The 20,588-nt window shown below is 41.0% G+C and carries 17 protein-coding genes; 11 read left to right on the top strand and 6 right to left on the bottom strand.

Annotation, left to right across the window (positions count from 1 at the left end; genetic code table 11):
* Positions 1–3: 3 nt before the first annotated feature.
* On the bottom strand, positions 4–777 hold the full coding sequence (locus JMN32_RS18785; RefSeq protein WP_202857907.1) for an SAM hydrolase/SAM-dependent halogenase family protein: 774 nt from the start codon (positions 775–777) through the stop codon (positions 4–6).
* Between the two features lie 179 nt (positions 778–956).
* Between JMN32_RS18785 and JMN32_RS18780 the strand changes: the two genes are divergently transcribed.
* The 7 genes from JMN32_RS18780 to JMN32_RS18750 all read left to right on the top strand — a co-directional run bounded on the left by JMN32_RS18780 (position 957) and on the right by JMN32_RS18750 (position 9,037).
* Positions 957–1,934 carry a PhoH family protein gene (locus tag JMN32_RS18780; protein ID WP_202857906.1) on the top strand — a complete coding sequence of 326 codons (978 nt, stop codon included), beginning with the start codon at positions 957–959 and terminating at the stop codon, positions 1,932–1,934.
* On the top strand, positions 1,909–2,346 hold the full coding sequence (locus JMN32_RS18775; RefSeq protein ID WP_202857905.1) for a GNAT family N-acetyltransferase: 438 nt from the start codon (positions 1,909–1,911) through the stop codon (positions 2,344–2,346). The genes JMN32_RS18780 and JMN32_RS18775 overlap by 26 nt, the downstream gene beginning before the upstream one ends.
* Positions 2,339–2,800 carry a GNAT family N-acetyltransferase gene (locus JMN32_RS18770; RefSeq protein WP_202857904.1) on the top strand — a complete coding sequence of 154 codons (462 nt, stop codon included), beginning with the start codon at positions 2,339–2,341 and terminating at the stop codon, positions 2,798–2,800. Before JMN32_RS18775 ends, JMN32_RS18770 begins: the two co-directional genes overlap by 8 nt.
* A 179-nt stretch (positions 2,801–2,979) precedes the next feature.
* Entirely contained in the window at positions 2,980–5,103 is a 2,124-nt protein-coding gene (locus JMN32_RS18765) for a ComEC/Rec2 family competence protein (RefSeq protein WP_202857903.1), read from the top strand.
* Positions 5,104–5,114: 11 nt separating this feature from the next.
* Positions 5,115–5,888, top strand: a complete 774-nt coding sequence (locus JMN32_RS18760; protein ID WP_202857902.1) for an enoyl-CoA hydratase/isomerase family protein — start codon at positions 5,115–5,117, stop codon at positions 5,886–5,888.
* A 120-nt stretch (positions 5,889–6,008) separates the two neighbouring features.
* On the top strand, positions 6,009–6,881 hold the full coding sequence (locus JMN32_RS18755) for a substrate-binding periplasmic protein (RefSeq protein ID WP_202857901.1): 873 nt from the start codon (positions 6,009–6,011) through the stop codon (positions 6,879–6,881).
* 236 nt (positions 6,882–7,117) lie between these two features.
* Entirely contained in the window at positions 7,118–9,037 is a 1,920-nt protein-coding gene (locus tag JMN32_RS18750) for a RecQ family ATP-dependent DNA helicase (protein WP_202857900.1), read from the top strand.
* A gap of 266 nt (positions 9,038–9,303) precedes the next feature.
* Here the strand turns inward: JMN32_RS18750 and JMN32_RS18745 are convergent, their stop codons facing one another.
* Together JMN32_RS18745 and JMN32_RS18740 are read right to left on the bottom strand one after the other, a co-directional pair.
* The gene (locus JMN32_RS18745) at positions 9,304–10,491 is read right to left on the bottom strand and encodes a phosphoglycerate kinase (RefSeq protein ID WP_202857899.1); all 1,188 of its coding nucleotides are present in this window, start codon (positions 10,489–10,491) and stop codon (positions 9,304–9,306) included.
* Positions 10,492–10,610: 119 nt separating this feature from the next.
* Entirely contained in the window at positions 10,611–11,567 is a 957-nt protein-coding gene (locus JMN32_RS18740) for an L-threonylcarbamoyladenylate synthase (protein ID WP_202857898.1), read from the bottom strand.
* Between the two features lie 96 nt (positions 11,568–11,663).
* Between JMN32_RS18740 and JMN32_RS18735 the strand changes: the two genes are divergently transcribed.
* A complete protein-coding gene (locus tag JMN32_RS18735) occupies positions 11,664–11,825 on the top strand; it encodes a hypothetical protein (RefSeq protein ID WP_202857897.1) in 162 nt (53 codons plus the stop codon).
* 290 nt (positions 11,826–12,115) lie between these two features.
* Here the strand turns inward: JMN32_RS18735 and JMN32_RS18730 are convergent, their stop codons facing one another.
* The 3 genes from JMN32_RS18730 to JMN32_RS18720 all read right to left on the bottom strand — a co-directional run bounded on the left by JMN32_RS18730 (position 12,116) and on the right by JMN32_RS18720 (position 17,454).
* Complete coding sequence (locus JMN32_RS18730; protein ID WP_202857896.1) at positions 12,116–12,667, bottom strand: NUDIX hydrolase; 552 nt, start codon at positions 12,665–12,667, stop codon at positions 12,116–12,118.
* Positions 12,668–13,024 carry a carboxypeptidase regulatory-like domain-containing protein gene (locus JMN32_RS18725; RefSeq protein WP_238354540.1) on the bottom strand — a complete coding sequence of 119 codons (357 nt, stop codon included), beginning with the start codon at positions 13,022–13,024 and terminating at the stop codon, positions 12,668–12,670.
* 65 nt (positions 13,025–13,089) lie between these two features.
* Entirely contained in the window at positions 13,090–17,454 is a 4,365-nt protein-coding gene (locus JMN32_RS18720; RefSeq protein WP_202857895.1) for a T9SS type B sorting domain-containing protein, read from the bottom strand.
* Positions 17,455–17,712: 258 nt separating this feature from the next.
* Here JMN32_RS18720 and JMN32_RS18715 point away from each other — a divergent pair, with 258 nt between their 5' ends.
* From JMN32_RS18715 to JMN32_RS18705, 3 genes are all read left to right on the top strand, one after another.
* The gene (locus JMN32_RS18715; protein WP_202857894.1) at positions 17,713–18,759 is read left to right on the top strand and encodes a PorP/SprF family type IX secretion system membrane protein; all 1,047 of its coding nucleotides are present in this window, start codon (positions 17,713–17,715) and stop codon (positions 18,757–18,759) included.
* A 12-nt stretch (positions 18,760–18,771) separates the two neighbouring features.
* Positions 18,772–19,122 (top strand): translation initiation factor, encoded by a 351-nt coding sequence (locus tag JMN32_RS18710; protein WP_202857893.1) that lies wholly within the window; start codon positions 18,772–18,774, stop codon positions 19,120–19,122.
* A 123-nt stretch (positions 19,123–19,245) separates the two neighbouring features.
* The gene (locus JMN32_RS18705) at positions 19,246–20,502 is read left to right on the top strand and encodes a hypothetical protein (protein WP_202857892.1); all 1,257 of its coding nucleotides are present in this window, start codon (positions 19,246–19,248) and stop codon (positions 20,500–20,502) included.
* Positions 20,503–20,588 lie beyond the last annotated feature (86 nt).

Raw genomic sequence — 20,588 nt, 5'->3', positions numbered from 1 at the left:
GTTTTATTCGTCAAAATTGATGATCACCGGACTGTCGTAGTCCAGGCCAAGAAGCTCAGAGGCTATGCCTTGATTAATGCCCAGCTCCATAAAGCCCTGATCGTTAAAAATTATAAATACATCTCCGGCATCTGCGCCGTTTACATTGTCCATAATCCGACGACTGCTTTCTCTTCCAAAAGTGATGTTATACCCTTTTTCTTTACTTAGAATGTCAAAAGTAGTCTTGTCAATATTGGTGATCAGGTTGCCATAATGGTCTACCCTTATCACATTGCCCACAATTTGCTTTTTATTTGCCTTCAGGTGTCTGCCAAGCATCCGTTTATATTCATCAAGGGGTGATCCCAAATCTTGCAGGGCCTTTCCACTGGCTAGCTTGGCTGCTGCGGGAGCAAATACCTGCTTGGCAGGAAAGGTAGTTTTTATTGGACTGATAGAATTGATATCAACCTTAAACCTGGCTTCCTGATCACTGATCAAACCAAAAAGACCATTATCCGTACCTATAAAGAAATGGCTTTCGAGCTCAACGGCAATATACCTATCTCCGGACTGGCCAGATGTATTTACAGCAACCAGATGTACGGTACCCTTTGGAAACTCCCTGAAAACTGCATTGAGTACATATGCAGCATGGGCAATATCACCGGTGGCGATCTGGTGGCTGATGTCTACAACAGAGATTCCGGGATTGACAGAAAGGATTTTTGCTTTAACGGCTGCCACGTAATGATCACTTTCTCCAAAGTCAGATAAAAATGTGATTATAGCCATATAAGCAGTGATGAGTTTTTGTGCCGCAAGTTCCGTTTTTGTAACAACATTACACGAATGTTATGGTTATTAAATCTGAACTTCCTGTTTTGAACGGCCGTTGTTATTACGTATTTTTGTTTAAGGCAAAATTAGTTAAAATTTGACCATTAAAAATTCCATTTTAAATTAATTAGCATTTGGTAGAGAAAGTCATTACGCTGGAAAATATCTCCCTTATAGACTTCTTGGGAGTACAAAATAAAAACATCACAGAAGTAGCTTCAGCCTTCCCTAAGAGTAAAATTGTGTCACGTGGTAATGAGATCCGGATTAAGGGTAGTACCACGGAAATTCTTAAGATCAATGATATATTAAACTCACTAATTGACCATTATCATAAATATGGAAAAGTAACAGAGGATAATGTGCAGACTTACCTTGCTAAAGAGGCAGAAGAGAAGCTTCCGGATGAGGAAGAAGTACTGATCTATGGTACAAGGGGGTTTACAATAAAGCCCAAAACCATCAATCAGCAAAAGCTGGTATATGCTGTTAGGGAGAATGATCTGGTTTTTGCGTTAGGACCTGCGGGTACAGGTAAAACATATATATCCGTGGCACTGGCGGTTAAGGCACTCAAAAATAAGCAGGTGAAGAAGATTATCATCACCCGTCCGGCTGTGGAGGCCGGGGAGACGCTGGGCTTCCTGCCCGGTGACCTGAAGGAAAAGTTGGACCCTTATCTGCGCCCAATCTACGATGCTTTGTTTGATATGGTACCTTCCGAGAAGTTGAGGTATTATATGGAAAATAATATTATTGAAATAGCCCCATTGGCATATATGCGAGGAAGGACACTTAACAATGCATTCATTCTGCTTGATGAGGCCCAAAACACTACGCCTATGCAGATCAAGATGTTCCTGACCAGAATGGGACCAAACTCGAAGGTGATTATAACTGGAGATACTTCTCAAATAGATTTGCCTAAAAAGCAAAAGTCAGGATTGATCGAGTCAATAAAAATACTTCGTCCCGTCAAAGGTATAGGCTTTGTAGAGCTTACCGGTAAAGATGTAGTAAGACATAAAATTGTCAAGGACATCATAGATGCCTATGATGATCACGAAAAAAAGGAATCAGAAAATAATGGTGACCGTCCAACTCGCAGATAGTAATATACTATTAAAACAGGCCTTTAAGGTCAGAGAAGAAGTTTTTGTGAACGAGCAACAAGTAGCCCGGGATGAAGAGTTTGATATTTTTGAAGATGAGTCACATCATTTTGTGGCGCATTGTGGAGATGAGCCTTGTGGTGCTGCACGTTGGAGAACTACTGACGAAGGTATTAAACTGGAAAGGTTTGCTGTAAAGAAATCATATAGGGGAAGGGGAGTTGGTACTCTTTTGGTGGAGAGCGTGCTGGAACATATTGCCGTACAAGCTGATAGTGCTGGCAAGAAACTATACCTTAATGCTCAGATTTCGGCCATGCCACTTTACGAAAAGTTTGGCTTCAAGCCTGAAGGCGATCGTTTTATGGAATGCGACATTGAACACCAAAAAATGGTAAGAAAAATTGGATAAGGAACCTACCTATCGACTGGCCACCTCTGATGATCTTAAAGACATTGTCAGTATGCTTGCGGATGATGACCTCGGCGCTAAGCGAGAGCGTTTTGAAGATCCACTTCCGCAAAGTTATATCAGAGCCTTTGTGGATATAGCCAGAGATCCTCATCAGGAGTTGACCGTTGTAGAAGAAGAGGGGCAGGTTATAGGAGTTTTTCAGCTTACATTTATTCAATATCTGACCTATCAGGGAGGTATACGGGCTCAGATAGAGGGTGTACGGGTAAAGAAGGGCTATAGGGGAAGGGGCTATGGAAAGAAAATATTTGAGTATGCCATTGGGAGAGCTCGTAAAAGAGGTGCCCACCTCCTGCAGCTTACCACCGATAAACAACGACCTGAGGCCATTGAGTTTTACGAAGCTCTGGGCTTTGTAGACTCCCATGAAGGTATGAAAATGCATTTTTGATTTGTGAGACGACCGGTCATCACTTTATTAGGCCTGACATTATTCGCGAAATGGGCAAAATAGAGTTATGGAAAATGGATTTAAATTTTTGTAAATCAATCCTTTAAATCGTGGGCTCTCTTGATTAGCTGAGGATGAATTACTGTTTGATCACCTACCACATATAGCAGCCAGTCTTGTTGCTTGCACTCAAAAAAACTATCTTCGGGCGCGTGCTTCACTGGATACCATATGCCTTCGTTAGAATTACTGCATCCTTTATTGCAGGGGTGCTTATGGGTATTTTTTTCGGTAGCACCGATCTCGGAAATGGTGCTTTTTGGGTAGGGGTTGCTATAGTGATCTTGTATATTCTGGTGTTTTTTATTCTCAAAAAAAACTTTTTTTCTACTCATCATCTCATAGCGATGGTAGGGTTTGTTGCAGTTTTTTTACTCGGGTACCTGAGAGTCGGTCAGGAAGATCAGCGATGGCATTCCGAGCACATAGTTCACCACATTAATAGTACTACTTATTACGTAGCAACACTGCAAGATCCTGGGGAAGAACGATTAAAAACCATAAGATATAAAGCAGAGGTCAGAGGGTATAAGCAAGCGGGACAGTGGCAGAAAGCTTTAGGTAAGATATACTTATATGTTGATAAATCCAGCCAACTAAAATATGGAGATCAACTACTGGTAAAGGGAGCACCTCAGGCTGTCCGGCCGCCACAGAATCCCGGAGAGTTTGACTACAAGCGTTTTTTGACCTTTAAGAGCATTTATCATCAACATTTTTTAAGGCAAGGAGACTATCAGGTTATTGGGAATATACAGAACCCTGTATGGGCAATGGCCTATAGATTGAGAGCCGGGGCAGCAGATATATTGGAAGAAAGCATTGGGGCTGGTCGTGAATTGGGTATTGTTCAGGCATTGGTGTTGGGGATCAAAGATGATCTGGATGACACTACACAAGACGCTTATGCTGCTTCCGGAGCCATGCATGTATTGGCGGTTTCCGGGCTTCATGTAGGTATTATCTATGGGATTGTATTTTTTCTTTTGGGTAGGTTTCAATCTACAAAGAGGGGTAGGTGGGTAGTAGCTGTTGTTTGCATTCTTGTGCTTTGGTTTTATGCCATGATTACAGGTTTTTCCCCTTCAGTATTACGGGCGGTAACCATGTTTACTTTTATTATTGTGGGGCAGGTCAGTGGTCGCGATTCTAATATATATAATACAATGGCAGTTTCAGCTTTTTGCCTTCTCATGTATGATCCGTATTTAATCATGTCCCTGGGGTTTCAGCTTTCATACCTTGCAGTGCTAGGGATTGTTTATGTGCAGCCGAAAGTTTATCAACTACATGTCTTTGATCATTTGATTCCTGATAAACTATGGGCATTAACCTCAGTGGCTCTTGCTGCGCAGTTGGCTACGGTGCCATTATGTTTATTGTATTTTCATCAGTTTCCGACTTATTTTTTTCTATCCAATATTATAGTCATCCCAGGCGCAACTTTGACACTTTGTCTGGGACTTGGTGTTTTGGCCTTCGGGTTTATCGATACGCTGGCTACAGGGCTGGGGTGGGTGTTGAAGTGGTGTGTGTTGGGAATGAATGAGGTGGTATTCGCAATCAGAGAATTACCATTTTCTCAAATTACCGAAGTCAGCATTAGTGGTATAGAAGCTACTATGATATTTGGCATTATAGTATCTTTTTTGATCTTCTTTCACTATAAAAATATGAGTTATGCCTGGAGTGCTTTGGCTTTTGCTGTAGTTTTTAGTGTATCTCACACGATCAGGCTGTTGGGGATTTCTGATAAGGTAACGGTTTATAATATCTCAGGCCATACGGCTGTTGATTTTATAGCTCAGGGAGAATCATTTTTATATACGGATCCTGATTTTGAAATAACGGATGGTAAGGTAGGTTACCATATTCAACCCAACCATTTGCTTTCAGAGATATCGAGTGTGCATTGGGTGCAGCAAGAAAGTACTGCCTGGGTAAAGACTATTAACAATGTGCATATGGCACATTTCAAAAATAATAGTTTTGTAATATTAGATCAGCCGGTTGGTAAGACAATGGATTTAAAGAATCCCCTTAGTGTAGGGTATGTATTGGTTTGCAAGAGGTTTGATAAGGACCTGGCATGGATCAAAAATAACTTTGTTTTTAAAAGGATCATCTTGGATGGGTCATTGTCGTGGTATCAGGCAAAGGGATTTAAAAGGGAGGCAGAGGAACTGGCTTTATCATACTACTCCGTTTATGACGAAGGTGCTTACGAAATAGAACTCAATTAAAATATCAAAATATGGAATTTATAGAATACGGTAAAAAAGGACAGATTGGGTACATAACACTAAATCGCCCGGAAAAGCGAAATGCGCTGAGTTACGAAGTGGTGACAGAGCTTAAGGAAGCCTTTTCAGAAGCCTCGCAGGATGACGGGGTGAAAGTGATCGTGCTAAGAGCTAACGGTAAAGCCTTTTGTGCAGGTGCCGACCTAGGATATTTGCAGCAGCTTCAAGCTAATACTTATGAGGAAAACCTGGAAGACTCTAACCACCTCAAAGAGTTGTTTTATCAAATTTATACGCTTGATAAGATTGTAATCGCTCAGGTTCAGGGGCATGCCATAGCAGGTGGTTGTGGTTTGGTATCGGTTTGCGATTTTGCTTTTACAGTTCCTGAAGCAAAATTTGGTTATACAGAAGTAAGGATAGGCTTTATACCTGCCATTGTAAAAGTCTTTTTGTTGCGAAAAATTGGAGAAATGAAATCTAAGGAGCTTTTGCTTACAGGAGAGTTGATTAGCGCTGATGAGGCCAGGGCCTATGAAATCGTTAATAAAGTTGTAGCTGCTTCTGAGCTTGAAGAAATGGTGGAGAGCTTTGCAAACATGCTAATAAGTAAAAACAGTAAGCAGTCGATGGCATTTACCAAGCAGATGATTGCCAAAGTGCAGGGCATGTCGCTTGAAGACGGCTTGCAATATGCAGCCGAGATGAATGCAAAGGCAAGAGCCAGCGAGGACTGTCAGCGAGGGATAGCAGCTTTCCTGAATAAGGAAGAAATAAAATGGTAATATTTGAAGCTTTTTTCAGGTGTTTTTTGGAAAAGACACAAAAAATCAATTTTGGCTTCAAGTTTGATAGGTAATAATCTAAGATGATGTTTAATTTGAGTTATAAACCAACCCCATATTATGAAAACAAACAAACTATTAGCATTTTTTAGCATAAGTGTCATGTTTTTGGTGGCTGTGTCATCACCACTCATGGCTCAGTACAGTGGAGATTCCTGGAAAAAAATTCAGGGTGCAGGTTCAGGTACAGTTTCATTTGCGTATGTTGAAACCCCAGGTTTCGTTTATAAAGATAAATCAGGAAAATTGACAGGCATATGCGTTGATATTATGAATGATTTTATCGAGTATGTGAATGAAACTAAAGGAGTGAAAGTGACAAGTAAATTTGTAGGCGATGGAAGTAGTTTCACAGGCATGTATAATAGTGTTAAGGGTAGCAGTAATGGTGTATTTGGTCTAGGCAATATCACCATAACAAGTAACAGGAAAAAGGAAATTAAATTTAGTCCTCCCTTTATCACCAACTTTGCTATCCTGATTACTCAAAAGAGTGTACCCACACTTAATAGCTTGGACGAAATATCTGTAAAGTTTAAAGGACTTACTGCGTATACAGCAAAAGGTACGCTTAATGATAAAAGAACCCAGGACCTTAAAAACAAATACTATCCTGATATGAAGATAGCTTATGCAGCATCAAGTCCGGCGACCCTAGATAAGGTATTGTCAGACCCCAAAGCATTTTCTTATCTGGATCTGGCTTTTTACCTGGATGCGGTACAAAGGAAACAACCTTTGAAAAGACATCCTATAGGAGACCAGGCTTCAGAACAATTTGGGTTTGTGATGCCAATGAATAGCGACTGGCAGCCATTAATGGAGGAGTTTTTTAATGCAAATGGAGGATATACTAACTCTGTAGCTTATAAGAAAATTCTTTCAAAGCACTTGGGAGATACTGGTGTTAAGCTGCTTCAAACGGCTAAATAGTCAGGTTCCGCCAACAAAAAAGAGGCTTTTTTAAGTTATTATCACAATGATTCTGCTCCCGATAATTTATTGGGTCAGAATCTTCAAGGTTAGGAATGATGATAATACACTGAGAAGGCCTCTTTTCTGTTATTCACTTGCTGTTGATAGTGTCGCAGTTGCTTTGTTTATTTGAATTAGATTTTTTAATTGGGTATTGAGAAATTATAACAAGGCAAAAAATGTAATTTCAAGTGATGAGTGATGCTATAGAACAACAACCTTTAAGCGTACTTAAGAAATACTGGGGCTACGATGCTTTTCGCGCTGTACAGGATGATGTGGTGAACGCTACCCTACGTGGGGAGGATGTACTTGCGCTGTTGCCGACGGGTGGAGGGAAATCAATATGTTTTCAGGTTCCGGCCATGGTTCGCGAGGGAATCTGCATTGTGGTTACCCCGCTAATTGCTCTAATGAAAGACCAGGTTGAGCAGCTCAATAAACGGGGGATTAAGGCTCTGGCCATCTTTTCAGGTATGAACCGCTCGGAAATTGATATCAAGCTTGATAACTGTATTTATGGAGATGTAAAGTTTCTATACCTCTCACCGGAACGGTTGCAAACAGACATTTTTAAAGAGCGGCTTCAGAAGATGTCTGTTTGTCTTTTGGCCGTGGATGAAGCCCATTGCATATCGCAGTGGGGGTATGACTTCAGACCTGCGTATCTGGAAATTGCAAAGATTCGTGAAATTATACCTGACGTTAATATCATAGCACTTACGGCCACGGCTACGCCTGATGTAAGAGATGATATACAGGACAAGTTGTTGTTTGAAAAGCATAATGTGTTTCAGAAGAGCTTTGCTCGTCACAACCTGTCCTACGCAGTTCGTAAGGTGGAGGATAAGGAAAAAAAACTTCTGGAGGTACTCAGAAATGTTAAAGGTACAGCCATAGTTTATACCCGGACCAGGAAAGAAACAAAGCAGATAGCCACTTTACTTTATCGAAATAACTTTTCGGTTGATTTTTACAACGCTGGACTTACCCATGAAGAGCGTACTGCGAAGCAGGATAACTGGATAAAGAACAAAAAGCGTATCATGGTAGCAACCAACGCTTTTGGTATGGGGATAGACAAACCTGATGTGAGGGTGGTGGTACATATGGATATACCTCAAAACCTGGAGTCGTACTATCAGGAGGCAGGAAGAGCCGGCAGAGATGAACAGAAAGCATTTGCCGTTGTCATTTACGAAGAAGCAGATATAGATGATCTTAAAGCGCAGCTAGACCAGCAGCACCCTTCTATAGATAGTATTAAGAGGGTTTACCAATGTCTGGCCAACTATTACAAAATGGCAGTAGGCAGTGGGTTAGGTCAGAGCTTTGATTTTGATATTCAAGACTTCTCAGATCGTTATCAGATCAACCATATGGAGGTTTACTATGTATTGAAGAAATTGGAAGAAGAGGGTTTGATACAGTTTAACGAAAGTTTTTATAACCCTTCTCAGCTTCATTTTACAGTTGGTAACCACGCATTATATGAATTTCAGATTGCCAATGCCAAATATGATTACTTTATTAAGGCGCTATTAAGGCTTTACGGAGGAGAGGTATTCAGTAACTTTGTAAAGATATCTGAAGCGCAATTGGGAAAGATTCTGGGAACTACAGAAACTGAGATTGTAAAGGCGCTGGAGCGACTGGATGACCAGGGGATACTGAATTATGACAAAAGAAAGGAAAAACCCCAGGTAATTTTCATAGTATCACGTCAGGATAGTACAACATTAAAGTTGGATAGGGGGCGTTTGGAGCAAAGGGAGAAGACAGCCAGGAAAAAAATGGAGGCCATAATCAACTATGTACAATGTGAAGATACTTGTAGAACACAACTGATACTTGAGTACTTTGGAGAGAGTACTTTTGGAAATTGCGGTATATGTGACGTATGTCTCAGTAAAAAGCACGACAATAAAGAGCACGATATAGAAAGTTACCACTTACAGGTCAGGCATTTGATAGGGGAGAATCGACTTACGGTTGAAGAACTGATGGAAAATATTAATCCTTCTGAAAAAGATATGTTTCTTAATCTCATTCGTCAAATGATCGACAGTGGAGAGCTAAGGTATGATGATCAGTGGCGGTTGGAAAGAGTGTAGTTCAATAAATGCCTTTATTCAATAAGCTAAACGTTATGTTTTATTAGATAAAATATCAGGAGTCTCTTTGGGGTGATTTTGTCTGGTTTTTAAACAATTACTTAATTAGTTGACCTCAAATATAGACTACACTACATTTTGAATGATGTGGTCTCCTTAAGCGTCCTGTAGTTTTGGTTTATCCTCAAATAAAAAGCCCCTGATAATTGGCTTATCAGAGGCTTAAAGTTCAGGTGAGCTATCTCACCGTTATATTTTGATGTTACTTAGTTTTCGAGTGCTTTTACCCCTGGCAGTTCTTTGCCTTCCATGTATTCCAATAGAGCACCACCTCCGGTTGATACATATGAAACCTTATCACCATAGCCGAGCAGGTTAACAGCTGCGGCAGAGTCTCCGCCACCAATCAGAGAGAATGCCCCCTTTTCAGTTGCTTCAACTACAGCTTCAGCGATACCTGTAGTCCCTTTGGCAAAATTTGACATTTCAAATACACCCATCGGGCCATTCCAAAGTATGGTTTTAGAGTTCTTTATGGTTTTGGCAAACACCTCCCTGGCTTGTGGCCCAATGTCCAGTCCCATCCATCCATCTGGAATGGCGCCATTGCGTACCACATCTGTTTCTGCATTGTTGTCAAACTTATCAGCTATTACCGAGTCAAAAGGTAATTCCAGGTTTACACCCTTATCTTTTGCCTTTTTTATTAACTCATTGGCAAGCTCCAATTTGTCTTCCTCTACCAACGATGAGCCTATGTTGCCACCCATAGCTTTGAAGAAGGTATAGGACATACCACCGCCAATGATCAGATTATCTACTTTATCCAATAATTTTTCGATGATCAATATTTTATCAGAAATCTTCGCCCCACCCATGATGGCAGTGTAAGGCTTGTCTGCTTTATCCAATACTTTTTGAGCATTATCAATTTCTGCTGCCATTACATAGCCACAAACTTTTTCTTCGAAGAACTGTGCTACTATGCTGGTGGATGCATGAGCACGGTGGGCCGTACCAAATGCGTCATTAACATAAATGTCGCCGTGTACTGACAGTTTTTTAGCGAAACCTTCGTCACCTTTGGTTTCTTCAGGGTGGAACCTAAGGTTTTCAAGAAGGAGTATTTCACCAGTCTGTAAAGCTGATGACTTAGCCTCAGCTTCTTCACCTATACAATCAGAAGCGAATTTCACGTCAGACCCGAATCTGTCTGAAAGGTCTTTAACTAAATGCTTTAGAGAGAACTTGTCCTCAGGGCCGTTTTTGGGCCTGCCAAGGTGAGACATTAACACTACTGAACCCCCATCACTAAGAATTTTTTTGATAGTGGGGACAGCAGCCCTGATGCGGGTGTCATCCGTGATTTCAAACTTGTCATTTAAAGGGACATTAAAGTCTACTCTTATTAAGGCTCTTTTGTTCTTAAAGTTAATGTCGTCAATAGTTCTCATAGGCTATTTTTTTAAAGGCGTAAATATCTAAAAATATATTTTAAACTGCTTAACTAACCTGGTTGTTTTTAAGTTTATGTTAAGCAAGTAAATATGGGGAGCGTACGTTTGGCCGTAGGTTATTTAGCTGCGGCTCTTTTCAGTCGGTCGTTGATGGCGAGACCAAGCCCATGCTCGGGTACAGGTTCTGCCAGAATAAGATCAATATCCTTTTTGTCTAGTATGCGTAGTGATGAGAAAAGATTTTTAGCAGCAGTGGTCAAGTCACCATCGGGAGCAAGAACTGCTTGATGTTCAAGTATTATTCCTTCAGCAGGTTTGGTAAAGCTGATAATACCTATGCGGTCTTTTCCATATTTTTTTATTAAAAAATCAATATCTCCCAATATCACTTTCTTGCCTGGAGAATAGTGGCTTTTTAGCATGCCTGGTGCTTTGGGGTTGGAGGAAGAGTGGGGCATGAGCCTAACCTTTCCTATGATGCTTTCAATCTTCTCTTTGCTAAGCCCTCCTAATCTATGAATGATTGCATCCTCACCTTCAAACCCCACTATGGTAGACTCTATGCCTACCGGACATGGGCCTCCATCCAGTACATAATCTATTTTTTCACCAAGCTGATCATCAACATGTTGCGCTGAAGTAGGACTGACATACCCAAAAGGGTTGGCACTTGGTGCTACTAACGGAAAGTCCAAAGACTGAAGCAGGTCTAAGGTTAGCGGTTGGTTAGGGATACGTACGGCTACCGTGTCCATACCCGAAGTAACCAGATCAGGGATGATGACTTGCTTTGGTAGCAACAAAGTCAATGGACCTGGCCAGAACCTTTCAGCAAGCAGTCTGGCTTTTTGAGGTAATTCCTTTACGATTTTATTAACCTGCTCGAGGTTATAAGTGTGTACAATGAGTGGGTCAAAAGAAGGCCTGTTCTTTACCTTGAAAATTTTAGCTATAGCTTCGGTATTAAAAGCATTTCCGGCCAGTCCATATACAGTTTCTGTAGGTATTGCTACCAGTTCACCGCTTTCAAGAATAGATTTTGCCTTGCCGATTTCTTTACCAATAATAGCCATAGTTCGAATTTGACTGCAAAAGTATTAATTTTCAGCCTTATGGAAGAGGAACTTATAAATTTATATATTTACTGATAAACTAAAACCAACGATAATATGAGCAGCAAAACCAGATCAACGCTTAAAATTGTCTCCATTATACTTATAGTACTTTGGGCACTTATGGCCAAGGCTATTATTGTAGTTCCTATGCTAGGTCCTTATATGTTTTGGATTGTGATAATCAGCTTTATTTTACTGCTGGTATCCTCAAGATAAACTTCTTCTATAAAACACTATTCATTTTAAACTTTAATTTTAATAATCTGGTTATATCTATAATTCGTCTTTATTAAAAATCGGATTACTAACTTGGATGATGGCGTAAGTCATCGTCTTTCATGGTTTTTTAGTGTTATTACAGTTAATTTTAAGGTTGAAAAAGTCCTGATTTATCAGGACTTTTTCTTTTTCTCTCTAGAAAGGGATTCTGAGTTATTCGGAGGCAAAATTTCATTTAAGTTTTGGCTTGTGGCAATAGAGCAAAAAAGGATATTTTAGGGGAAGATTTAAAGTGAGATACCGGATAAGCTTTTCTGCATCATACGTATAATACTGTCATTTGACTCTACAAGGGTTTCTAATTTATCCATTTCAACCCAGGCAAGGTCTTTAGATTCACTACTTATTACGAGTGGTTCGTTTTCATCAGCTTTAAAGAGAAACCTGATATCATAGTGCAGGTGCTCGGGATCAGCTTTTCTGGCCGGAATGGTGTGAATATCAATATCAAATATGGATTTACTTACGAGCCGAATAGACTTTAACCCTGATTCTTCCAGGGCTTCTTTTGTAGCTACATTGATGATGTCAGGGTCACCGTCAGCGTGTCCGCCGAGTTGGAGCCAGCGGTTAAGCTTGTGGTGATGGGTGAGTAGTGCTTTGGTACTAGTCTCGTTAATGATCCATGCTGAACCCGTAATATGGCCTTCTTTCAAAGACCTTTCAAAGCAGTTAATATTCCTTTCAATAAAGGATAAAAATGAAGCCCTGAATTCTTTTTCAGCTTCGAATTCAGGGCTATACTTGTTTAGTTTTTTGATCAGGTCTTGCCTGTGCATTTACTCTATGATAATAGTTACTTTGTTCATTTTTCCTTCAATCAGCGTGTCAGTTTGTACACCAGCGCCAATATTGTTTTTGTCGCCCTTAACAGCGTTTACAAAGTAAACTTTTGAAGCAAGGTCTTTAAACTTTACCTGTCCTTTGCTGTCAGTTAGTTGCTTCTCAGTTACCGGATTAGTTTCATTTCTATAATCCTCCTCAGTAGGAAACAGTTGAACAGAAACACCTTCCTCAAGGTTTCCCAGTTCATTTCGAACAGTTATTTTGAGTGATGTACTCAATAGCTCAGCGTTGGTAAAAGCAAAAGCGCTCAACAAGACAATAAATGCTATTCCGAATTTGATCTCTTTCATTTTTAATTTGTCAATTTAATGCACATTTAATACGCAGTAATGATGTTTTGTTTAAGTAAACAACTTTACCGTATCAAAGTTACACCTCCGCGCATTTCCTGCAAATCATCCCTGCCTTCAATTACACTTTTAAATTCAACCCGGTAAGCATAAGTGCCTCCGGTTAATGGTCTGCTCGGGTCATTGTTATACCCACCATTCCATTCGAAATTGAGATCTGAAGATTGGAATACCATTTCTCCCCATCGGTTAAAGATGAAAATCTGGAAATCATCAGGAGATACCAGTACCGGGAATACCAGGAAGTTATCGTTTCGACCGTCTCCGTTTGGAGTAAATGCATTTGGGGCATTGATCCTGGCTTTGCAGTCTTCAATTACATTGAACTCGGCTTCGGTTACACAACCGAAAGCGTTTGTCATTCTTACGTTAACAATACCGGTAACAAATACCTGAATACTGTCTGCAAAGATGTTGTAGCCATTTCCGTTTTGCAGAGGGTTTCCATCTTCGTCAAAATATTCAACTCGTGAGAATCCCGGAGTAGGGATGGTCACAAAAGTATTGGAGACCAATGGGTCTTCGGGACATATAGCATATCTTGAGTCAAATGGAATTGGGTCTGATTGTGAAAATGAAACAGTCAAGAACCTTTGAATATCGCATGTATTGGTTCCGTCACCAAAGGCTGTTACAGTGTAAGTTCCTGGCTCCGTAACCAGTATAATGCTGTCGCCCTCAATCTGCATAGTTGGGTTAGTTGATGCCAGTTGATTGCTGGAAGTTTGATAAGGTACCCTGGCAATGGCCTCATCACATACAGAAAACTCTGTAGGAAGTTCAAGGTCAATGGGAGGAGGGGGTGTTGCTGATACATTTGCAAAAGTTAAACATCCACCTGCATCTGTTATTTCCAGATAATACTCACCCGTAGATATAAACTGGAAAGGAATATTGGCTTCGGTTCCTGAAGCTACCTGAAGGTTTGACCCTTGAGTAAGCAATCTCCAGCTATAGGATGCTGGTGCAGCAGAAGAGGGGGAGAAAGTAATGTTTAGTTCGCCTTCTGCATTGCTACATTTGCTATTTACCGGTTGATCATCAGGAGTGTATGAAGTAGGGTCATTAAGTGATATTGTTCTTGTGTCACTACAGCCTGTGGCCAGGAAGTTAGCGGTTACAGTATAAAACCCTGCTGACAAACCGTTGACGTTAAAAGTGCCAGGGCCAGTCACGGTGGTTGCTGCATAAGACACTGGTCCGTTTACAGTATAGCTAATATCACCTGATGACGCGAAATCTACAGAAATAACTCCGTCATTGGCTCCACAAATGGAAGGTCCGCTCACTACCGCCAGATCAAAATCGGGAAGCGGGTTAACTACAAATGTTTGAGGAGTCATGTTAGTGTTACTAATTCCTGAACACTCAGGGTCTATAGTTACTGTAGCTACATAAGTTCCTGGTTCATTAAGTGTGAATGTGAAATCAGGATTGTCTTGATCTAAAACTCTTGTCCCTCTAACTATCGTATTCAAGTCATTCTGATTATAAATATTGAGATAGTAGCTCTCAAGATTTTGAGCATTGAAAATGCTTATAGTCAGTGCATCTCCATCACAACCGTTCATTACTACAAGGCTGGCTCCGTTAAATGGAGAGCCTATATTTTGAATGAAATTGGGTAGACCAAGCTGACTGGTGGTACCAGCTGACAGACCAAAACCGTTAATAATAGGAACCTCACCTATGTTCAGTCCCGGGTTTGTAATAGTGGCTAAAGAACCTTGTCCTTCTTGCGAAATATATAAAACCCCGTCAGGACCGGCCTGTAAAGCTCCAAGAGTCAGGTTAGAGCCCGATACATAGCGCACGGAGTCCCTTATGTAGCTAGGGTCGGTAGTATTTGCTGTAGTAGTTGTGGAATCGAGAGGCCACCAGTATATATGACTTTCAGAAGCTCCCTGAAGTGTTGCAAAAAGGTTGCTCCCGTCAGGGCTAAAACCGATACCATAAACCTGTCCATTTACACTGGACGGGGCTGTAACACCATCAACACCTGCACTTATCGGGGCAGGGTTGTTAAAGTCAAGTTGTGTAATTTCATCGATAGCACCTGTACTATCTGCAAAATTGAAGAGCTCAATATAGTTGTTGTTGGCTGATTCAGACAGGGCTACAGCCAGTATATCTCCCGGGCCTAATATCATGTAGCCTTCACTTTCTCTGTCAGTATCATGAGAAGATCCAACACTGGAGACTACAGGGTTGCCAATGCCATCTCCTAAAATCGGGAACGCTTTAAAATTATCATTTCCAAAGTCATGAACAATTACCCAACTATCATTTCCGGTTATTCTTTCGGTTACGCCGGTTGAAATGGTGGTGGTCAGGTCTCCTGCTGCTGTCCTTACCAGCGCACCTTTAGTGCCATTGCTTTCATCTTTTAAATCAAACACTGAATATTTGAGGTCATATGTCCCTGTACCATACACCTCTTCCGTTGTAAATATGTAGAATAGGGTTTCATCTCCGGGGAATGGCACTATTAAAACAGATTGAGTTGCTGTAGGGTCTCCGCCGAGTTTGTCGGCAGGGGTAGCTCCTGTAAGTTGATTACCGTCACTGTCAAACACATCTAATCCATCAGTGTAAAATACAGGCTGACCATTGCGGTCGCAGTAAATGGCACAGCCTTCGGGAGCCTGAAGTTGATTGCCTCCATTGTAAATATTTGCATTCCCGAATGGAATTGGAGCAACCGGATTGTCAGGAAGCGGGTTGAAGTCAATTCCGGCATTGTTGCCAAAATACCAGACATTCGCGCGTTGTTCATCTTCTCCGTAAGTATTTACCGTCACTCCCGCGTGTGCTGTACAACCGGAGGCGTTTGTAGCTATTACATAATAGTAGCCGGATGAGTCAGGTGTAAGCGTATTGCCAGTATCGCCATTTGACCAGATCACGCTGGTTGGGGTGCCACTGATTTGGGCCACTACGCTGGCGGTCCCATTAGTTCCGTATGGAGGGGGAAAATCTTCACGGCAAAAAGTAGTATCTGTACGTACGGATATTTGAATGTCAAAGGCAGTTATAGTTACCGGTTTGGTTACCGCTACAGAGTCACCATTCAAAAAGGCTGTGAGCGTAACGTCAAAAGTATTTGCATCAGCGTAGGTGTGTGAAGGAGCTAATTGAGATGATGAGGCCCCATCACCAAAGTCCCATCGAACACTATCGGAGTCTGGCGTAATAGTGGGGTAAAAAAGTGTTGGAGAATTTTGACAAACACCTGAAAACGAGAAATCAGCATCAATATCCTGATTTATTTGAGGAAGAAATGCAGGAAATTGTCTGCCGCCAAAGTCTACATTTCGGAAAGTATTGGGATCATATAATACCTGCGTAAAAAGGGTGTCAGGAGCGTTGATTTTCCCTAGCAGTATTGAGCCTACTGAATTCTCGTATAGATGGTAAATGGCACTGTCGGGAGCCATTTGAATACCATAACTTCTTACCATATCGGAGGTGAAAATCGGGCGGGGAGTCAGGACAGCCTGGGTAAGATCTACTTGCATTAATGAGTCTACACCTGTCTCAAAATTTCCGGAAAGGTATAAGAAGTCGCCATTGTTTGACCATTCGGTATCGTAAATATTTTCTATTCCTAAAGTACTCGCATTCGTGCCTGGAATATTGGTGACCAGTGATAGTGTGCCTGTTGATTGGTCAATAGATAGTATCTCCACGGTTTGTGTTGGTGCAGATGGAGCTACTGCTATTTGTGATGTAGCCTGGTTAAAAGATAAGTTTACTGCATTTGTGATTGCGCCTACAGACTGAGTATTAATAGAGAAAGCACCTGTAGCATCAATTTCAAGTACATCATAATTTGTGGATCCTGTTTGGTGAGATATTAGCCAGAAGCCATCCCTGGTATCATTAGGGATAATGATCATACCTGATGACCTGGGGGTTGCAGGAAGTCCTGTATTGGCGGGTAGACCTACCAAGTCACCTTCGGCAGGGGCAGGGAATCCCGGAGGGCCGCTGTACTGAGTAAGATCGAATACCGTGAACTCCAATAACCCTGTGCCATTATCAATAGTGAAAATGTAAAACTGGTCACGATTACCTGGGTTTTGTGCTATGGAAACCCCTTGATTAAGGGTCGTGTTACCCCCAAGTGTTGTGGGCAAAACCCTATCCATACCATCGTATACAAAGTTGCCGTCTGTGGTGAAAATAACCTCACCTGTGATGGGGTCAGAGGCTACTGCGCTACCACCGGTACCCAGTGCAAAAGGAGTGCTGACATTTTTTGCACGCAACTGGGGGCGGACAAAGCGTATGCCTTCAGAATTGCTTCCAAAATACCAGTTTACTCCCGAGTAATTTTGAGACAAAGCCTGAAAAATAACACCAACCATTAAAAAAAAGAGTAGACAAACTCTGCGACCATGAAAGTAAGGCATTCCTATCTATATTAGTTCAAAATTAATAACTGAGAAAAGTAAGCTCTGATTGTATTGAGTAATGTTATTATTTACAGTATTCAATACTAATTTATACAAATAACTGCAAATTGCCGTTATGCTATAACACTAACTTTCTTTATTTTTGGTTCTTGTAAAAATTTTTAGTTTAATTTCCTACTTTGCTTATCAAAGCAAAAATCGGACATCTCCATGGGAAGATCTTTAATACTTTTTTGTCTATTGATGCTGGCTGCCCCTGTTGTGGTAACTGCTCAGGATCCACAATTCTCTCAATTTTATGCTGCACCTTTGTATTTGAACCCTGCCTTTGCAGGTGCTATGCAGCAGCCTAGGGTGGGGTTGAACTACCGTAATCAATGGCCAGCCATAGAGGCGAATTTTGTTACCTTATCAGCTTATTTTGATACTTATATAGAAAATAAAAATAGTGGTGTAGGCTTCCTGTTGATGCGTGATACCGAAGGACAGGCAGGTTTAAAATCTACGAGTATAGGTTTGCAGTATGCATATCAGCTTTATATTACAGATTGGCTGACATTCAGGCCTGGTTTGCAGGCTGCATTCTTTAACAGGAATGTTAATTTTAGCGATCTTACTTTTGGGGATCAGTTTGATCCAAATACAGGTGAAATATTAAACCCAACAGGGGAGACGTTCGGAAATCTCAGTAAAAATTTCTTAGATCTTTCTGCTGGTGGTGTGATCTATACAAAAAATGCATGGCTTGGAGTTGCGGCTCATCACCTGAATAAGCCCAATCAGGCTTTTGAAGAAAGTGCTGATCCTAAAGAGTTACCAACAAAACTTTCTCTACATGGTGGTGTGAAGTTGATGTTTAGTTCCGGGACCATGGGTAGCGGTCTGTATGCGCGCCCTCAGGAGAGAAGTTTGACCCCAACCTTTCAGTATAAAACGCAAGGTGAGTTTGATCAATTGGATTTAGGTCTTTACTTGACACTTGAACCTTTGATCTTTGGTACTTGGTACCGGGGTTTACCCTTTAAGAAGCTGGAGGGGTTCAATAATAATGAATCAGTGGTCTTATTGGTTGGGTTTACGAAAAAAGGAGGTAATGGCGAAGTCTTTAATATTGGCTATAGCTATGACTACACCATATCTAAGTTAGGTTCCGGTAGTGGAGGAGCACATGAGCTTTCTGTTTCATACTCATGGTCGAGCCGTGATCCGCGTAAACCTCCAAAAAATGTGATGCAAATCCCTTGTCCTGACTTTTAAAAATAGAACGAAATGGCGAAAAAGAATAAGTGGAAAAACCGAGATGGCGTAGTGTATTCTACCAATGATGATTATGAGTACAACTATGAAGGAGAAGAAGAGGATGAAACCTTGCCTCCCGGGGATCAAAACCTTAGGGTAGAGTTGGATAAAAAAGCTCGTGGTGGCAAGCAGGTTACCTTAATAAGCGGGTTTGTTGGAAGTCAGGATGACCTGAAGGAACTGGGTAAGCTGTTGAAGTCTAAATGTGGTGTTGGAGGTTCTGCAAAGGATGGCGAAATATTAATACAAGGGGACTTCAGGCAAAAGGCTTCTGATATTTTGAGAGACGAGGGCTACCGAGTGAAACAGATAGGTGGTTAATTTCTTTTCTCGCTTGTGCTGGTTCAGTCTGCCTATATCCCTTTCCAGTCTGTATATTGCCTGTTAGAGCGACTAAACCTTTTTTCTAACCTTTGCTTATCATTTCTTTACCACATGAGCAATATGCAATATACTGATTTGTGGAGAAAGCACGGAAGGGTAATTCAGTTCTTCTTTGGTGTGTTGATTGCGTTATTGATTGTTTTTTCAAAGGCTAATGCACAATCTGGTGCAGGGTTTATTTACGGTAAGGTTTATACTGTAAGCAATACCTATCACGGGCAGATCCGATGGGGAAAAGAAGAGGCTTTTTGGAATGACCTCTTCAATGGTATCAAACTTTATAGGAATAATTATGGGGATGTTTCTAAAAAAACAAAAGAAAACACTTCCTGGCTCGATTTTGACTGGAGGCTTTCCAGCATTTGGGACGACAAGGGAAGTTCAGTATCTCATCAGTTTGTTTCCCGGTTCGGAGATATTAAAATAGTTGAAATAACAGGCCCTTCCAGAGTTAACCTGATTCTTAAGAATGGAGTGAAGCTTGAAATTGGAGGAGAAGGGTATAATGACCTTGGGGGTGATATTAAAGTTATGGATAAGGAGTTAGGTCTTGTCACCATCGCCTGGAACAAACTTCTTAAAATTGAATTTGAACAGGGTCCTGATAAGCTGTCTGCTGTTATGGGTAATCCGTTGTTTGGGACAGTAGAAACTGCTCGTAAAGGTAGTTTTACAGGCTTCGTGCAGTGGGATCATGATGAACGATTAAGCGTTGATAAATTGGATGGGGATGCTCGAAGCGGGCAGGTTTCCATTAGCTTTTCAAATATTAAGCGAATAGAAAAGGACAATAATGGTAGCAACGTTTTGCTAAAATCAGGCAGCACTTATTTCCTTACCAATTCTAATGATGTAGATTCGGGAAACAGAGGTGTAATAGTTTCGGTTGAAGGGACAGGGAAAATAGAGATTTCCTGGAAGGCATTTAAAAGTGTTGAATTTTCAACGGCTAGAAATAGCGGGCTGCCCTATGAAAGTTATCCAGTGCCCAGAGAGCTTAATGGTACGGTATATTTATATGAAGGGAAAAGTGTATCTGGTATCATAATTTATGATATTGATGAATCATGGGATGTGGAAATTCTGGAGGGGATGGACGATGAGATTCAATATCATATACCTTTCAGAAATATCAGGAAAGTAACACCTAAAAACTACGACTATTCGCTGGTTGAACTGAAAAATGGCACAACACTGCTGCTTGGAGGTATGCGAGATGTATCTGATGAAAATGATGGTATTCTGATCCTGAAAAAAGGAGGCACAGAGCAAGAGTTTATCGATTGGAAGAATATCATGGAAATAGTTTTTGATTAAGACTTTTATGCAGCTTGTCCGATCTTGGTGTTAAAGCAAAAAAATATATGTATCTGGGGGATCAGTATGGTTTTATTTGCCATACT

Source organism: Fulvivirga marina, assembly GCF_016775155.1.
Lineage (GTDB): Bacteria > Bacteroidota > Bacteroidia > Cytophagales > Cyclobacteriaceae > Fulvivirga > Fulvivirga marina.
This window is presented reverse-complemented; position numbering and strand designations above follow the sequence as displayed.

Excerpts from the sequence above, each read along its gene's own strand:
- JMN32_RS18760 (WP_202857902.1), top strand. The coding sequence starts at position 5,115 with ATGGAATTTATAGAATACGGTAAAAAAGGACAGATTGGGTACATAACA.
- JMN32_RS18715 (WP_202857894.1), top strand. The coding sequence starts at position 17,713 with ATGGGAAGATCTTTAATACTTTTTTGTCTATTGATGCTGGCTGCCCCT.
- JMN32_RS18785 (WP_202857907.1), bottom strand. The coding sequence starts at position 777 with ATGGCTATAATCACATTTTTATCTGACTTTGGAGAAAGTGATCATTAC.
- JMN32_RS18725 (WP_238354540.1), bottom strand. The coding sequence starts at position 13,024 with ATGAAAGAGATCAAATTCGGAATAGCATTTATTGTCTTGTTGAGCGCT.
- JMN32_RS18745 (WP_202857899.1), bottom strand. The coding sequence starts at position 10,491 with ATGAGAACTATTGACGACATTAACTTTAAGAACAAAAGAGCCTTAATA.
- JMN32_RS18705 (WP_202857892.1), top strand. The coding sequence starts at position 19,246 with ATGCAATATACTGATTTGTGGAGAAAGCACGGAAGGGTAATTCAGTTC.
- JMN32_RS18775 (WP_202857905.1), top strand. The coding sequence starts at position 1,909 with ATGGTGACCGTCCAACTCGCAGATAGTAATATACTATTAAAACAGGCC.
- JMN32_RS18735 (WP_202857897.1), top strand. The coding sequence starts at position 11,664 with ATGAGCAGCAAAACCAGATCAACGCTTAAAATTGTCTCCATTATACTT.
- JMN32_RS18740 (WP_202857898.1), bottom strand. The coding sequence starts at position 11,567 with ATGGCTATTATTGGTAAAGAAATCGGCAAGGCAAAATCTATTCTTGAA.
- JMN32_RS18730 (WP_202857896.1), bottom strand. The coding sequence starts at position 12,667 with ATGCACAGGCAAGACCTGATCAAAAAACTAAACAAGTATAGCCCTGAA.
- JMN32_RS18720 (WP_202857895.1), bottom strand. The coding sequence starts at position 17,454 with ATGGTTGGTGTTATTTTTCAGGCTTTGTCTCAAAATTACTCGGGAGTA.
- JMN32_RS18750 (WP_202857900.1), top strand. The coding sequence starts at position 7,118 with ATGAGTGATGCTATAGAACAACAACCTTTAAGCGTACTTAAGAAATAC.
- JMN32_RS18710 (WP_202857893.1), top strand. The coding sequence starts at position 18,772 with ATGGCGAAAAAGAATAAGTGGAAAAACCGAGATGGCGTAGTGTATTCT.
- JMN32_RS18755 (WP_202857901.1), top strand. The coding sequence starts at position 6,009 with ATGAAAACAAACAAACTATTAGCATTTTTTAGCATAAGTGTCATGTTT.